At 65.5% G+C, this 14602-nt stretch carries 19 protein-coding genes; 16 read left to right on the top strand and 3 right to left on the bottom strand.

Annotated features, from left to right (window positions below; translation table 11 throughout):
* Positions 1 to 314 precede the first annotated feature (314 nt).
* The 8 genes from sdhC to GL279_RS09530 all read left to right on the top strand — a co-directional run bounded on the left by sdhC (position 315) and on the right by GL279_RS09530 (position 5718).
* Complete coding sequence (sdhC, locus tag GL279_RS09565; protein WP_155064403.1) at positions 315 to 707, top strand: succinate dehydrogenase, cytochrome b556 subunit; 393 nt, start codon at positions 315 to 317, stop codon at positions 705 to 707.
* 11 nt (positions 708 to 718) lie between these two features.
* Positions 719 to 1108 carry a succinate dehydrogenase, hydrophobic membrane anchor protein gene (locus GL279_RS09560; RefSeq protein WP_155064402.1) on the top strand — a complete coding sequence of 130 codons (390 nt, stop codon included), beginning with the start codon at positions 719 to 721 and terminating at the stop codon, positions 1106 to 1108.
* Between the two features lie 9 nt (positions 1109 to 1117).
* Positions 1118 to 2920 (top strand): succinate dehydrogenase flavoprotein subunit, encoded by a 1803-nt coding sequence (sdhA, locus tag GL279_RS09555; protein ID WP_155064401.1) that lies wholly within the window; start codon positions 1118 to 1120, stop codon positions 2918 to 2920.
* Positions 2920 to 3276, top strand: coding sequence for a hypothetical protein (locus GL279_RS09550; protein ID WP_155064400.1), 357 nt, complete (start codon positions 2920 to 2922; stop codon positions 3274 to 3276). Before sdhA ends, GL279_RS09550 begins: the two co-directional genes overlap by 1 nt.
* Entirely contained in the window at positions 3276 to 3584 is a 309-nt protein-coding gene (locus tag GL279_RS09545) for a hypothetical protein (RefSeq protein ID WP_155064399.1), read from the top strand. Before GL279_RS09550 ends, GL279_RS09545 begins: the two co-directional genes overlap by 1 nt.
* A gap of 65 nt (positions 3585 to 3649) precedes the next feature.
* Positions 3650 to 4432: a succinate dehydrogenase iron-sulfur subunit gene (locus GL279_RS09540; protein ID WP_155064398.1), complete on the top strand. Its 783-nt coding sequence runs from the start codon at positions 3650 to 3652 to the stop codon at positions 4430 to 4432.
* A gap of 118 nt (positions 4433 to 4550) precedes the next feature.
* Positions 4551 to 4706, top strand: a complete 156-nt coding sequence (locus tag GL279_RS09535; protein WP_155064397.1) for a hypothetical protein — start codon at positions 4551 to 4553, stop codon at positions 4704 to 4706.
* Between the two features lie 175 nt (positions 4707 to 4881).
* Positions 4882 to 5718, top strand: a complete 837-nt coding sequence (locus GL279_RS09530) for an urea carboxylase-associated family protein (RefSeq protein WP_155064396.1) — start codon at positions 4882 to 4884, stop codon at positions 5716 to 5718.
* On the opposite strand, the gene GL279_RS09525 is transcribed toward GL279_RS09530, so the two are convergent.
* Positions 5715 to 6407, bottom strand: a complete 693-nt coding sequence (locus GL279_RS09525) for a metal-dependent hydrolase (protein WP_155064395.1) — start codon at positions 6405 to 6407, stop codon at positions 5715 to 5717. The two genes, GL279_RS09530 and GL279_RS09525, sit on opposite strands and share 4 nt — an antisense overlap.
* A 126-nt stretch (positions 6408 to 6533) precedes the next feature.
* On the opposite strand from GL279_RS09525, the gene gatC reads away from it, so the two are divergent.
* Genes gatC through GL279_RS09495 form a run of 6 tightly spaced genes read left to right on the top strand, consistent with a single transcriptional unit; the run spans position 6534 to position 10423 of the window.
* A complete protein-coding gene (gene gatC, locus GL279_RS09520) occupies positions 6534 to 6821 on the top strand; it encodes an Asp-tRNA(Asn)/Glu-tRNA(Gln) amidotransferase subunit GatC (protein WP_155064394.1) in 288 nt (95 codons plus the stop codon).
* On the top strand, positions 6818 to 8302 hold the full coding sequence (gene gatA / locus GL279_RS09515; RefSeq protein WP_155064393.1) for an Asp-tRNA(Asn)/Glu-tRNA(Gln) amidotransferase subunit GatA: 1485 nt from the start codon (positions 6818 to 6820) through the stop codon (positions 8300 to 8302). Before gatC ends, gatA begins: the two co-directional genes overlap by 4 nt.
* A gap of 23 nt (positions 8303 to 8325) precedes the next feature.
* Positions 8326 to 8853 carry a hypothetical protein gene (locus tag GL279_RS09510; protein WP_155064392.1) on the top strand — a complete coding sequence of 176 codons (528 nt, stop codon included), beginning with the start codon at positions 8326 to 8328 and terminating at the stop codon, positions 8851 to 8853.
* Complete coding sequence (locus tag GL279_RS09505; protein WP_155064391.1) at positions 8850 to 9467, top strand: N-acetylmuramoyl-L-alanine amidase; 618 nt, start codon at positions 8850 to 8852, stop codon at positions 9465 to 9467. The genes GL279_RS09510 and GL279_RS09505 overlap by 4 nt, the downstream gene beginning before the upstream one ends.
* A 27-nt stretch (positions 9468 to 9494) precedes the next feature.
* Positions 9495 to 10109 carry a TetR/AcrR family transcriptional regulator gene (locus GL279_RS09500; protein ID WP_155064390.1) on the top strand — a complete coding sequence of 205 codons (615 nt, stop codon included), beginning with the start codon at positions 9495 to 9497 and terminating at the stop codon, positions 10107 to 10109.
* The gene (locus GL279_RS09495) at positions 10106 to 10423 is read left to right on the top strand and encodes a DnaJ family domain-containing protein (protein ID WP_155064389.1); all 318 of its coding nucleotides are present in this window, start codon (positions 10106 to 10108) and stop codon (positions 10421 to 10423) included. The genes GL279_RS09500 and GL279_RS09495 overlap by 4 nt, the downstream gene beginning before the upstream one ends.
* Positions 10424 to 10426: 3 nt before the next feature.
* Here GL279_RS09495 and rlmJ read toward each other — a convergent pair whose 3' ends face one another.
* Together rlmJ and GL279_RS09485 are read right to left on the bottom strand one after the other, a co-directional pair.
* Positions 10427 to 11203, bottom strand: coding sequence for a 23S rRNA (adenine(2030)-N(6))-methyltransferase RlmJ (gene rlmJ / locus GL279_RS09490; protein WP_155064388.1), 777 nt, complete (start codon positions 11201 to 11203; stop codon positions 10427 to 10429).
* A gap of 543 nt (positions 11204 to 11746) precedes the next feature.
* Positions 11747 to 11962 carry a DUF1127 domain-containing protein gene (locus tag GL279_RS09485; protein ID WP_155064387.1) on the bottom strand — a complete coding sequence of 72 codons (216 nt, stop codon included), beginning with the start codon at positions 11960 to 11962 and terminating at the stop codon, positions 11747 to 11749.
* Positions 11963 to 12297: 335 nt separating this feature from the next.
* Here GL279_RS09485 and GL279_RS09480 point away from each other — a divergent pair, with 335 nt between their 5' ends.
* Complete coding sequence (locus GL279_RS09480) at positions 12298 to 13404, top strand: Mrp/NBP35 family ATP-binding protein (protein ID WP_155064386.1); 1107 nt, start codon at positions 12298 to 12300, stop codon at positions 13402 to 13404.
* 696 nt (positions 13405 to 14100) lie between these two features.
* Entirely contained in the window at positions 14101 to 14601 is a 501-nt protein-coding gene (mraZ, locus tag GL279_RS09475; RefSeq protein WP_155064385.1) for a division/cell wall cluster transcriptional repressor MraZ, read from the top strand.
* Position 14602: the final 1 nt, after the last annotated feature.

Raw genomic sequence — 14602 nt, 5'->3', positions numbered from 1 at the left:
GGCGCCGGGTTACGTGGCGCGGGGCAGGGGCCACGGGCACCGGGCGAAAATAGTGACAAAATCACTTGGGTTTTTCGGCCTGCCCATGCGCGGTCTTGCGCGCGGTCAGATGATACCGCTAGCAGATTCGTGACCGTGATCACATGCGGCAAGTGCGTGATCACAAAGTCCGGATTTTCGTGATATTCTTGATTTCATCTGGCGCAGGGCCGTGACAGCTGCGACAAAGTAACTAGAAGCAGACCCAATTTCTCGGCCAGCCCTCGCCGCCAGCCGCCGCGCGCTGAGGGCCCCTGAACGCAGGAGAGCACACCATGGCTGACGTCAACCGGGGCAACCGGCCGCTGTCACCGCATCTGCAGGTCTATCGCCTGCCCCTCGCCGCAGTCACCTCGATCCTGACCCGCATCACCGGCCATGCGCTGGTCGCGGGCATCGTGCTGATCGTCTGGTGGCTGGTTGCCGCCGTCAGCTCGGCCGGCGCCTTTGCCTGCGCCGATTGGGTGGTTCGGTCCTGGCTGGGCTTCATCATCCTGACCGGCGCGATGTGGGCGCTGTGGTATCACCTGCTCGCCGGTCTGCGGCACCTGTTCTATGACGCCGGCTATGGGCTGGAGATCGAGACCGCGCAAAAGACCAGCCAGGCGCTGATCGCCGGTTCGGTCGTGCTGGCGTTGCTGACGCTGATCATCTTCTTCCTGTTCTGAGGGGCCCGGACATGCGCTACATTACCCCGCTGAAAGCCGCCGAGGGCCTCGGCTCGGCCCATGAGGGCACCCAGCATCACTGGGCGATGACCGTTTCGGCCGTCGCGCTGCTGATCCTGACGCCCCTGTTCATGATCACCGTGGGCCGTGCCATCGGCCTGCCGCGCGAGCTGGTGCTGGCCTATTTCGCCCGGCCGTTCCCGGCGCTGATCACCGCATTGTTCGTCATCGTCGGCATGCTGCACTTTATCAAAGGCACGCGGATCATGATCGACGACTATTTCCAGGGTGGGGTGCGCAAGGGCGCCATCATCTTTTCCGTCATCTTCGGCTGGGCGGTGATCGCCGCTGCCGTCTACGCGCTGGCCCGTATGGGTCTTGGCGCGATCGTCGTGCTGTGAGGTTGCGCAATGGCTGACTACAAGATCCAGACCCACGACTATGACGTGGTTGTCGTCGGTGCCGGTGGCGCCGGTCTGCGCGCCACGCTGGGCATGGCCGAGCAGGGGCTGCGCACCGCCTGCGTGACCAAGGTGTTCCCGACCCGCAGCCATACCGTGGCGGCACAGGGCGGCATCGCCGCCAGCCTGTCGAACATGGGCCCCGACAACTGGCAGTGGCACATGTATGACACCGTCAAGGGCTCGGACTGGCTGGGCGATACCGACGCGATGGAATATCTGGCGCGCTCGGCCCCGGCGGCGGTCTATGAGCTGGAACATTACGGCGTGCCGTTTTCGCGCACCGAAGAGGGCAAGATCTATCAGCGCCCCTTTGGCGGCCACACCACCGAATTTGGCGAAGGCCCGCCGGTGCAGCGCACCTGCGCCGCTGCCGACCGCACCGGCCACGCCATCCTGCACACGCTCTATGGCCAGTCGCTGAAGGAAAAAGCGGAATTCTTCATCGAATATTTCGCGCTGGATCTGGTCATCACCGACGGCAAATGCACCGGCGTCGTCTGCTGGAAGCTGGATGACGGCACCATGCATGTCTTCAACGCCAAGATGGTGGTGCTGGCGACCGGCGGCTATGGCCGTGCCTATTTCAGCGCGACCTCGGCCCATACCTGCACCGGCGACGGTGGCGGCATGGTGGCGCGCGCGGGCCTGCCGCTGCAGGATATGGAATTCGTGCAGTTCCACCCGACCGGCATCTACGGCTCGGGCTGCCTGATCACCGAGGGCGCGCGCGGCGAAGGCGGCTACCTGACCAACAGCGAAGGCGAGCGGTTCATGGAGCGTTACGCTCCGACCTACAAGGACCTCGCCTCGCGCGATGTGGTCTCGCGCTGCATCACGCTGGAGATCCGCGAAGGTCGCGGCGTGGGTGAGCACAAGGACCACATGTTCCTGAACCTGCAGCACCTGCCGCCGGAAAGCCTGCATGAGCGTCTGCCGGGCATTTCCGAATCGGCGCGGATCTTTGCCGGCGTCGATGTGACGCGCGAGCCGATCCCGATCCTGCCGACCGTGCATTACAACATGGGCGGTATCCCCACCAACTATTGGGGCGAAGTGCTGAACCCGACCGAGGCCAATCCCGATCAGACCTTCCCGGGCCTGATGGCGGTGGGCGAGGCGGGCTGTGCCAGTGTGCATGGCGCGAACCGTCTGGGTTCCAACTCGCTGATCGACCTTGTGGTGTTCGGCCGGGCCGCGGCGATCCGTGCGGGCGAGGTCATCGACCGCGCCAGCCCGATCCCGCTGACCAACAAGCCGGCGGTGGATGCGATCCTTGATCGGTTCGACCGCATCCGCAACGCCAATGGCTCGGTGTCGACCGCCGAGCTGCGGCTGGAGATGCAGCGCACCATGCAGGCCGATGCGGCGGTGTTCCGCACCGACAAATCGCTGGCCGAGGGCGTCGAGAAGATGGAGGCGATTGCCGCCAAGCTCAACGACATCAAGGTCACCGACCGCAGCCTGATCTGGAACAGCGACCTGATGGAAACGCTGGAACTGACCAACCTGATGCCGAACGCGCTGGCGACCATCGTTGCCGCCGAGGCACGCAAGGAAAGCCGCGGTGCCCATGCCCATGAGGACTGGCCCGAGCGCGATGACGTGAACTGGCGCAAGCACTCGCTTGCGTGGATCGAGGGGAACGAGGTTAGACTGGACTATCGGCCCGTCCATCTCGACCCGCTGACCACGCAGGACGAGGGCGGGATCGATCTGAAAAAGATCGCACCTAAAGCGAGGGTTTACTGATGCGTCTTCCTGTCGTCCTTACCGTTGCCGCGCTGGCCCTGTCGGGCTGCGTGGTGCAGAACCCCGGTGGCATGCCGCCGCCGGCCAATCTGCCGCCGCCGGTGGTTACGCCCAATCCCGACGCTGCCGTGCGCAGCTCGGCCCGGGTGGTGATCAACCGCGAAATGGCGCGGCGCCTGCCCGGCGCCAATGTCGCGCCCTATACCGATTGCGTGCTGCAGAACGCCACCACGGCGGAACTGGCCGATATCGCGCAATCGGCCAATGCCAGCGGCGCGGTGGCCTCGGTCGTCGGCCGTCCGGCGACGACGCAATGTATCGCCGGGGCGGCAGCGGCCGCCAAGCGGACCGCCTGATGCGGGCCGGCGCGCAGCTGATCCTGATCCCGCTGGTGCTGGGACTGGCGGGCTGTGCGCCGATCCCGGTCGAGCAGGCCGAGCGCGCCTGTCTGGCCGATGCCCGCGACGCCACCGGCCCGCGCACCCAGATGGGCATCGGCGTCGGCTCGCACGGCTATCGCGGCGGCTTTGTCCAGATCGGCGTGTCGTCGGATTACATCATGGGACGCGACCCGTCGAAGGTCTTTCAGGACTGCGTCATCCGCCGCTCGGGGAAGCTGCCCGAACGGCCGCTTTATGAGCAACCGGGCTGGGGGGCGCGATGATGCCCGCAGCCAAACCGCTGACCGCATGACGGCCTAACGGCAGTCAGACCACCAGGAGTAGCCCAATGGTCCAACTTACCCTTCCCAAGAACAGCCGCATGCGGGTCGGCAAGACCTGGCCCAAGCCCGAGGGCGCCAAGAACGTCCGCCGCTTCAACATCTATCGCTGGGATCCCGATACCGGGGAAAACCCGCGCATCGACACCTATTTCATCGATCTGGACAAATGCGGCCCGATGGTTCTGGACGCGCTGATCAAGATCAAGAACGAGATCGACCCGACGCTGACCTTCCGCCGGTCCTGCCGCGAGGGCATCTGCGGTTCCTGCGCGATGAATATCGACGGCGGCAACCATCTGGCCTGCATCTTTGGCATCGACGAGGTCAAGGGCAAGGACGTCAACATCTACCCGCTGCCGCATATGCCGGTGGTCAAGGACCTGATCCCCGACCTGACGCATTTCTATGCCCAGCACGCCTCGGTCCAGCCCTATCTGATCACCGAGACGCCGACGCCCGACAAGGAATGGCGCCAGTCGATCGAGGACCGCAAGAAGCTGGACGGGCTTTATGAATGCGTGATGTGCGCGTCCTGTTCGACCTCGTGCCCGAGCTACTGGTGGAACGGTGACCGCTATCTGGGCCCGGCGGCTTTGCTGCACGCCTATCGCTGGATCATCGATTCGCGCGACGAGGCGACCGGCCACCGGCTGGACAGCCTTGAAGATCCGTTCAAGCTGTATCGCTGCCATACGATCATGAACTGCACCAACACCTGCCCCAAAGGGTTGAATCCGGCCAAGGCGATTGCCTCGATCAAGCATATGATGGTCGACCGGGTGGTGTGACCTGCGCTGAGGTCATGGCCGGTATACGATGATATGCCGCGCTGCAGAGTGGAAAATTCTGCGGCGCGGCGTTACATCTCTGGCCGGGGAGCAAACTGGAATAACCCCGGAGACCATGATGACCACCGAGACTGTCGCCCGCTCCGCAGCTGAAACCGCCGCTTCGCAAGACGCGCTGGCCGTGCTGGAGCAGATGTTCGGCTATTATGAGCCGCTGGCCACCGCGCCGGTCGCCGTTGCCGACGATTACGAAGAATACGCGCTCGCCGCCTGATCCGGCCCGAGCCTGCCCCTTGCGGGCCTTCCAGCGCGGCTATCTGGCCGCGCTTTCGTATTTCCGGGCCTGCGTCTTGCCGGACCGCCCGTGCCAATTTCCCTGCGCCAGTGCGTGACCTTTGCCCCGCCACAAGGGTTGTCGCCGGACCCGGTCATGGCCTAGCATCGCCGCCATGAGCTACATCATTCCGCAAGACGCCGCCGAGCGCCGGGCTGTCCGTCCGGTCATCTGCTATCCCAATGACACTTTGCCCGACCCCGATCTGTTGCGCCTGTCCGATCTGCGGATGACGGCGCGCAAGACCGGGGAATGTCTGGTCCCCGCGCGCGAGGGCCGCTGCTTTCGCGTGCCCGCCGGGCATTTCTTTCGCATCTCCAGCATCGAGGGGCCGCAGGTCGGCGATCTGAACCTGTGGTCGGCCGCCGACCCGCGCGAGCGGTTCTATTCCGGCAAGACGCGCGCCCTGCATGGCAGCCACCTGACGCGCGGTGACCGCATGTGGTCCAGCTTTCCGCATCTGCGCCCGATGGCGACGGTGACCGAGGATACGCTGGAATGGTATGGCATCGACGAATTCGGCGGCTCGGTGCATGACGTGATCGGCACCCGCTGCGACCCCTATACGCATCATCTGCTGAGCGGCGGCGACGATTACCATCATTGCTGCCATTCCAACCTGACCCGCGCGCTGGCCGAAGAGCTGAACCAGCCCTGCGCCGAGGTCGAGCCCTTGGTGCATGACGTGCTGAACGTGTTCATGTGCACGGGCTTTACCCATGACACCGGGCAGTATTTCATGAAGGCAAGCCCGGTGCGTCCGGGCGATTACATCGAATTCTTTGCCGAGATCGACCTGATCGGCGGGCTGTCGGCCTGTCCGGGCGGCGATTGCAGCGCCGAACATTCCAGCGACACCGCCGCCTGCCATCCGCTGCTGGTCGAGATCTTTGCACCGGCCGGCCCCATCGACCGCCCGGCGCCGCAGCCCAGCGGATATCGCTGGCCCTAAAGCCGGATCGGCACCAGCACCTCGGGCTCGATCACATTGACGCCCGGCAGGCCGGCGCGCAGCGCGTCGGCGTTCTGCTCCAGCAGCGGGAAGGTGCGGTAGTGGCAGGGGATCACGGTGCGGAACTTGAAATAGCGCCGCGCGGCATAGGCGGCGCGCTTCATGTCCATGGTGAAATGCCCGCCCGCCGACAGGATGCCGATGTCGGGCTGGTGGTAATCGCCCATCCAGTCCATATCGGCCATGATGTCGGTGTCGCCCGACAGATAAATCACATGGCCTTCACCGGCGATCATATAGCCCGACTCGTGGCCGGCGTAGACCGGACCTTCGTTGCCCTCCATCGATGAGGAATGGCTGGCGTTCACCATCGTCACTTTCGCGCCGCCCAGATCGACGGTGCCGCCCTTGTTGAAGCCCGCGCCTTCGATGCCCTGATGCGTCTGCCACGTGGTGATCAGGTCATAGATGCCGACCACCGGGATCTTCAATTCCCGCGCGATCGACAGCGTGTCGCCGGTATGGTCGCCATGGCCGTGGGTGATCAGCACATGGGTGGCCCCGGCAATCGCCTCGGCGCGCTTGTCATCGGGGAACATCGGGTTGCCCGACAGCCAAGGGTCGATCAGGATCACGGCCTGTTCGATTTCCAGACGGAAACCGGAATGGCCCAGCCAGGTCAGTTGCATGTGACGCTCCTTTTCATGTGCCGGCATCCTGCCAATCCGGCGGCGGCGGGTAAAGTTCCGCCGCATCCGCCGCTTGCCCCGCCGGGGCGCGCCTTGTAAACCGCGCGCAAGCGAAAGGAACCCGACATGGCGATTACTCAGGATGAAGCCCGCAAGGTCGCGCATCTGGCGCGGATCGCGGTCGATGACGCGGACCTGCCGGCACTTGCGCAGGAGCTGAACGGCATCCTGCATTTCATGGAGCAGCTGAATGAGGTCGATGTCGACGGCGTCGAGCCGATGACCGGCGTCGAGCCGATGCGCCTGAAACGCCGCGAGGATATCGTCACCGATGGCGAGATGCAGGCGCTGATCCTGAAGAATGCCCCCGATGCCCGCGAGGGCTTCTTTGCCGTGCCGAAGGTGGTGGAATGAGCGATCTGAACAAACTGACCATCGCCGGCGCCCGCGACGCACTGGCCAAGGGTGAAACCACTGCGGTCGAACTGACCGAGGCCTGCCTGTCGGCCATCGATGGCTCGGGCGCGCTGAATGCGTTTGTCCACAACACGCCCGAGATGGCACGCGACATGGCCAAGGCTGCGGATGCGCGGCTGCAGGCCGGCAATGCCGCGCCGATGACCGGGATTCCGGTGGGGGTGAAGGATCTGTTCTGCGTGCGTGGCGTGCCGTCGCAATCGGCCAGCCGCATTCTGGACGGCTTCCTGCCGCAATACGAATCCACCGTGACGCAGAACCTGTGGGATCAGGGCGCGGTCATGCTGGGCAAGCTGAATCAGGACGAATTCGGCATGGGATCGTCCACGGAAAACAGCGCTTATGGCGCGACCGTGAACCCTTGGAAGCTGGATGATGGCGTGGCGCGGACCTCGGGCGGCTCGTCGGGCGGTTCGGCGGCTGCGGTAGCGGCGGATCTGTGCCTTGGCGCGACTGCGACCGATACCGGCGGCTCGATCCGCCAGCCTGCGGCATTCACCGGCACGGTGGGTCTGCGCCCGACCTATGGCCGCGTCAGCCGCTGGGGCGTGATCGCCTATGCCAGTTCGCTGGATCAGGCGGGGCCGATCACCAAGACGGTGCGCGATGCGGCGATCATGCTGGGCACGATGGCATCATGCGATGCGAAGGATTCGACCAGCGCCGACCGTCCGGTGCCGGACTATGAGGCCGCGCTGACCGGCGATATTCGTGGCAAGCGCATCGGCATTCCGCGCGAATACCGCATCGAAGGGCTGTCCGACGAAATCGACGCGCTCTGGGGCCAGACCGCCCAGATGCTGAAGGATGCCGGCGCCGAGATCGTCGACATCAGTTTGCCGCATGCGAAATACGCGCTGCCGGCCTATTATGTCATCGCGCCGGCCGAGGCGTCCTCGAACCTGGCGCGCTATGATGGCGTGCGCTATGGCCGCCGCGCGAAGCTGGGCGCGGGCGATGGCGTGGTCGAGATGTATGAAAAGACCCGCGCCGAGGGCTTTGGCAAGGAAGTGCAGCGCCGCGTCATGGTCGGCACCTATGTGCTGTCGGCGGGCTTCTATGACGCCTATTACAACCGCGCCCGCAAGGTGCGCGCGCTGATCAAGCGCGACTTTGATCAGGCCTATGCCAGCGGCATCGACGCGATTCTGGCACCGACCACGCCCAGTTCGGCCTTTGCGCTGGGCTCTGCGGATGCCAGCAATCCCGTCGAGATGTATCTCAATGACGTGTTCACCGTGACGCTGAACCTGGCCGGCCTGCCGGGGATCTCGGTCCCGGTGGCGCTGGACCGGCAGGGCCTGCCCCTGGGCATGCAGCTGATCGGGCGGCCGTGGGACGAAGGCGGGCTGTTGAACCTTGCGCAGGCGGTCGAATCTGCGGCAGGCTTTACACAGAAACCTTCGCGCTGGTGGTAGGCCGGCCAGAACGGGAGTGACCGATGCGCCCTCTGCTGATCCTGTCCTTGCTGGCCCTGTCCGCCTGCGCTGAGAATGCCGGCTGGAACCCGAATTACAGCGCCATCAACAACGGTTCGGATTACGCCAAATACCTGCAACAGCGTGAAGCGGCGCTGCACGGGCGCGGTGCCGTTCCGGCGGCCATCCCGGTGCAATTGCCGGTAAAGGCGCCGACCGCCGCCGAGATCGCCGGCACGCCCGGCACGACGGTCGTGGCGCCCGCCGTGGTGGTGCAGCCGGGCCAGCGGGTGGTGGCCCAGCCGGTGCCGGATCTGGCACGCTATGCCAATCATGAGCGGCAGTTGCCGGGGCAGGCGGTCTATCAGCGTCCGGGTGGCTCGGCCGCGCGGGCGGCGCAGCTTTGCGGCGCCTTCGGCTCGGCTGACGCGGCGCAGCGCACGTTCATTCTGGCTGGCGGCCCGGTGATCGACCCGCGCGGGCTGGACCCGGACGGCGACGGCTTTGTCTGCGGCTGGGATCCAAGGCCCTATCGCCGCTCCGGACTTTGAGCCTTTCGCCCAATCACGGCGACCGGCGCGGGCAGGTGCCCTCGCTGGTCGTTTTGCATTATACCGGCATGGTGGACGGCGCCTCGGCGCGGGCGCGGCTCTGCGACCCGCAGGCCGAGGTCTCGGCGCATTGGCTGATCCATGAGGACGGGCTGACCGAGGCGCTGGTTCCCGAGGACCGCCGCGCGTGGCATGCCGGGGCCGGATCGTGGCAGGGGCAGGGCGATGTCAATTCGCGCAGCATCGGCATCGAGTTGGTCAATCCCGGCGACCGGCCCTTTCCCGAACCGCAGATGGCGGCGCTGGAGGATCTGTTGCGGGGCATCATGGCGCGCTGGTCTATCCCGCCCGCCGGCGTCATCGCCCATTCCGACATGGCGCCCGAGCGCAAGATCGACCCCGGCCCGCGCTTTGACTGGCGCCGGCTGGCCTTGCAGGGGCTGGCGGTCTGGCCTGCGGGCCTTGGGCCGGACCTGCCGCTGGACGAAAGCCTGAGCCGGATCGGCTATCCCGAATGCCCGGCGCGGCTGGCGGCGTTCCGGCTGCGGTTCCGGCCTTGGGCCGAGGGGGCCGAGGATGCGGTGGATCGCAGGATCGCGGCGGGGCTAGTCTAAGTCGGAAATCAATCGTATGATTGATTCATGGATGACGGGAAACAGCCTTATCTGCGCAAGGATGAGCGCCGCGCAATGATCGCCCAAGCCGCGCGGGCGCTGATCGTGGAAAACGGCTATGCGGGCCTGCGCACCCGCGATGTGGCGGCGCTGGTCGGGATCAATATCTCGACGCTACATTTCCATGTGGCGAACAAGGCCGCTTTGGTGGCGCTGGTGGCCGAGACCACGCGCGATGCCTTTCTGGACCTGCTGCCGCCCGCGCCCGATCCGACGCGACCGGCGCGGATGCAATTGCGGGCCGAGGCGCAGGCCTATTTTCAAAGCCTGCGCGACCGGCCCGAACTGGCCGCCTGCTTTGCGCAGTTGATGCAGATTGCCGCAAGCGAACCGGCGATTGCCATGCAGATCGATGGTTTCACGCAGGGCTGGTGCCAGCGCTATGCCGAAATTCTGGCGATTGGGCGCGTGCAGGGCGTGTTCCGCGCCGATCTGGACCCGTTGGCGGCGGCGCTTGCCATGACCGGGGCGCTGACGGCCTTTGCGCCGCGCGGTCCCAAGGGGCTGGGGATGTTCTGGCCCGTATTCGACGAATTGGAGCGCGCTTTTCTAGCCCCGCCTTGCGTGGAGGACCGAGTATGAAGTTTTCGGATATGGCGGAACGGCAAATCCTGAAGGCCAAGGCCGAGGGGCAGCTGGACAATCTGAAAGGTGCTGGCAAGCCGCTTGATCTGTCGGGAGACGGCAGTGCCGATGCCATCGGCTTTCGCATCATGGCCGAGGCGGGCGCCCTGCCGCGCGAGATCCAGTTGCGCAAGGCCGTGGCCGAACAGACCAAAGCGATGCGGGAGGCCCCTGACGAGGCCACGCGCAAGGTGGAGATGAAAAAGCTGGCCGATCTGCAATTGCGTCTGGATATCGAGCAGGAATCGCGGCGCAGATTCCTTGGCAGTTAGGCGCTAGAGCCCGGCGTAAAGCGTGGCGAGCCGCGCAGCTTCAGCTTCCAGCCCGTAGGGCGGGTTGATCACGAACATGCCCGAGCCGACCATCCCGTGCCCCGGACGCGCGGGCGGAAAGCGGACCTCGGAGAGCAGCGCCTCGGGGTGGTCGCGCATCAGTGCCCGGACCATCGGTGCCTGCCGGTTATCGGTCAGGATCGGATACCACAGTGCGATGACGCCGACGTTCCACTTGCCAGACAGCTTGGCGATGTGGCGCGGCACCGATTCGTAGTCGGCCTTGACCTCATAGCTGGGGTCGATCAGCAAAAGCCCCCGGCGCGGGGTGGGCGGGCAGAGGGCGTTGGCCATCTGAAAGCCGTCCTGCGCGTGCAGATGTGCGAATCCCGCGACCTGAGCCAGTGCGGCATGCTCGGCGGGGTGCAACTCGGCCAGATGGGCATTGTCCTCGGGGCGCAGGAAATAGCGCGCGATCAGCGGCGAGCCGGCATAGGCCGCGGGGCCATGCAGGGTGCGGATCTGGTCCAGCGCCTGATTGAGCGGGTGATCCTCGGGCAGCCAGCCCTCGGCCAGGGCGCGGGTGATGCCGGCGCGGGCCTCGCCGGTCTTGGCGGATTCCGCGCCAGACAGGTCGTAAAGCCCGCGCCCGGCGTGGGTTTCCAGATAGCTGAGCGGTTTGGGCTTGGCGGTCAGGTAATCCAGCATCCACGCCAGAAGGGCGTGCTTGTGCAGGTCGGCCAGATTCCCGGCGTGATAGGCGTGCTGATAGGACAACATGCGCTGCGCATAAACCCATGGGCCGGAAATGAAAAGCGGCGGTGCCCAGGGAGGAGGAGGGGCACCGCCGCGCAACGCTGGCCCAGGGAGGAGGAGGGGCCGCGTATAGGTGCGGCAATGGCAGGGAGGAGGAGGCCATTACCGCTATCAGGCGCCCCAGGGAGGAGGAGGGGGCGCCGAATTCCGTTCCGCCGCAGGGCGGAGAGCGGCGGCACCCTCCAGGGAGGAGGAGGGGAGGGTGCCGCCTGTCGCACAGGACCCAGGGAGGAGGAGGGGTCCCGCTGCTTAGGGTCGGCGGCGCCCTCAGGGAGGAGGAGGAGAGCGGCCGCCTGAACTGCGTGGCCCAGGGAGGAGGAGGGGCCCCGCGGTATTTTTTGGCGACTTCCCCAGGGAGAAGGAGAGGGGAAGTCGCCTTGACCGTAAGACCCAGGGAGGAGGAGGGGTCTTACCGTATCGGAGTGGCGGCATCCTCAGGGAGGAGGAGGGAGGATGCCGCCTGAACCCGGACCCAAGGGAGGAGGAGTGGGTCGGGTATCGTAATTCTTATTTCGCGCCCCAGGCGGCTTCGTAAGCCACGTTGCGGATCATCGAACGGCTCATGCCGAGGTCGGCCAGCTCGCGGGCGTTCAGGTCGTTCAGTTCGCGAACGGTCTGACGATAGACGGCGCGGCGGGCCATGTAGTCGCGGATGCCGGCGAACAGGCCAGCGTGGTCAGCGCGGTTGTGCAGTGCGCTTTGGTTCAGGTGCAGAACAGCCATTTGCCTAACTCTTCCTAATTTCGGATGCGGCGTAGCGGTCCGTGGGATCGTCGTCGCTTTGTTAGGGCCAACATGAGGGCTTTGCTGCATCTGCACAATAGACAGTGGCGTGATGCTGCTATGCGGAAACTGCATTGCTTTCCGGCAGGCCGTTGCAATCGCTTAATAAAGTTTAACCTTACGGCCATGTCTGGGACTGTTCCCCGGAATCCATGGGTAATCGGCGGCGGGTGACGCGGGGAAACAGGGGTTTACGCTTTGTCGCAGGTGCGCCGCCTTGCCGACCCCCGCCGAAGTTGCCATGTTGCGCCTGCTTGCACTGCCGGGGGATCAAGATGGCTGCCACACGCGAAACTGTGCTTTTCGAGTTACAGAAGGTCGCCCTTGCCGGCGGCGCGAACCTGGTTTCGGCCGATATGGTGCGCGCGCTGAACGTCGAAAACGGCGTGGTGCGATTCGTCATCGAGGCGCCGGACGCCGAATCCGCGCGTGGTCTTGCCGCCGTCGAGGCCGAGGCCGAGCGCTTGCTGCGCGCGCTGCCGGGGGTGGACAAGGTCCAGATCGTTACCACGGCCCCGGCGGGGGCGCGGGGCGCTGCGGCACCGCAGGTCACCGCGCGCTCGGGCGCGGGGGCGCCGCCCAGCCTGACCATCGGCCGTCACCCGACGCCGCAGGCCGGGCCTTTGCCGGTCAGCGGCGTTGCGCGCATTCTGGCCATCGGCTCGGGCAAGGGCGGGGTCGGGAAATCGACGCTGACCTCGAACCTTGCGGTAGCGCTGGCACGGCAGGGGCGGCGGGTCGGCCTGCTGGACGCCGATATCTATGGTCCGTCGCAGCCCCGTATGCTGGGCCTGACCGGGCAGCGCCCGAAAAGTGACGGTCAGATGATCGAGCCGCTGCATGCTTATGGCGTGACGGTCATGTCGCTGGGTCTGATGATGAAAGAGGGCGAGGCCGTGGTCTGGCGCGGCCCGATGCTGATGGGCGCGCTGCAACAGATGCTCAATCAGGTGAAATGGGGCGAGCTGGACGTGCTGTTGGTCGATCTGCCGCCCGGCACCGGCGATGTGCAGCTGTCCTTGTGTCAAAAGGCGCAGGTCTCGGGCGCGATCATCGTCTCGACGCCGCAGGATGTGGCGCTGATCGACGCGCGCCGCGCCATCGACATGTTCAACAAGCTCAAGACCCCGGTGCTGGGTCTGGTCGAGAACATGTCTACTTATATCTGTCCGAATTGCGGCCATGAGGCGCATCTGTTCGGCCATGGCGGCGTCGCGGCCGAGGCGGCGGCGCTGGATCTGCCCTTCCTGGGCGAGATTCCGTTGAACATCGAAGTGCGGTTGGCCGGCGATGGCGGCGCCCCGGTCGCGGCCGGGGACGGGCCGGTGGCCGATGCCTTTGGCCGGCTGGCGGCGCGGCTGATCGCCGGCGGCATGGCCTAAGCAACGCCCTGGCATCCTGTTGTCCCGGCCCGGCGGTCATCGCCGGGCCGGACTGCTGTCGGGGTGGCGGGTTCGCTCTGGGAAAACCTGGGAATGGGTCGCCGCCTCGAATCACCGGCCTGTGAACCGGCGTGATGGCCCGGATTTTTCGGGCCGCGCACGCCGAATCGTGAAGCACACGCGCAGGTAGAATGGGGGCGAGCAGCCCCGGATCGGGAGGTCCGGGAACGATTCTGGGAAAATGTGGGAAATATGCCGCGCCGGTTCGACCTACTAGATATAGTAGGTTGACCTAGGGTCAAAAACCACACTTTCCTTGTGGTAACGAGTGTTGAGATGATGTTCCGTGCGTGTTCCCGGCGGGCAGCGCCGGCATTGAACCGCCCGTGCCAAACAAGCCCATTGCTTCCCATGAAATCCCATGGCATCTCTGTGCTCACGGAAAGGGGCTCAAGGGCGACAAGACCCCAAGGCGTAAAGCAGGCTTCATACAGGCACCCGCTTTCCGACAAAAGGCTTCTGCGGCGCGCGAGCAGCACCTCCCCCAGGTGGCGCGAAAGCAGAGAGCGATCCCCGAAACTACGGGGCCCAGAGATGGGAACGAGGGCGGCGGATCGGGCAGTGGCAGCAGCCCGATCCGCCCTTTCCTTTTCCGGCAAACGGAAAAGGTCGGGACAGTGAAAGGAGGGCGCGCCCTTGGCACGCCGGTTCAGAGGGTCGGAAGAGGTCAAGGTGGACGCGAAAGGTCGCGTTTCCATCCCCGCCAAGTTCCGTCGCATCTTTGAAGCCTCCGATCCCGATTTCGAAGCCGGCAAGCGCGCGCAACTGGTCATCGTCCACGGCACCCGCGACTGGAACTGGCTGCAGCTGTTCACCATCGAGGCCATGGAAGAGATCGAGGACGGCATCGCCCGCATGCCGCGCGGCTCGGCCGCCCGCAACCTGCTGGAAAACATCTATCAAGGCCATGCCGACGAGGCCGAGATCGACGGCGACGGCCGTCTGGTCCTGCCGCAGAAGCTGCGCGAAAAGATCGGCCTGACCGACAGCGCCTTTTTCATCTCGGCCGGCGACAGCCTGAAGGTCTGGACCCCCGAGGCCCATGCCGAGGAAGAGCGCGCTTTGGAAGCCCGCGTCCCGGAACTGGAGCCCGGCGCCGATCCGCTGTCGCTGCTGTCGCTGGCAGAGGAAGGCTAGC

It is taken from the genome of Paracoccus limosus (assembly GCF_009711185.1).
Lineage (GTDB): Bacteria > Pseudomonadota > Alphaproteobacteria > Rhodobacterales > Rhodobacteraceae > Paracoccus > Paracoccus limosus.
Note: the sequence above shows the minus strand (reverse complement) of the source record. Positions and strands in the feature narration are given on the sequence as shown.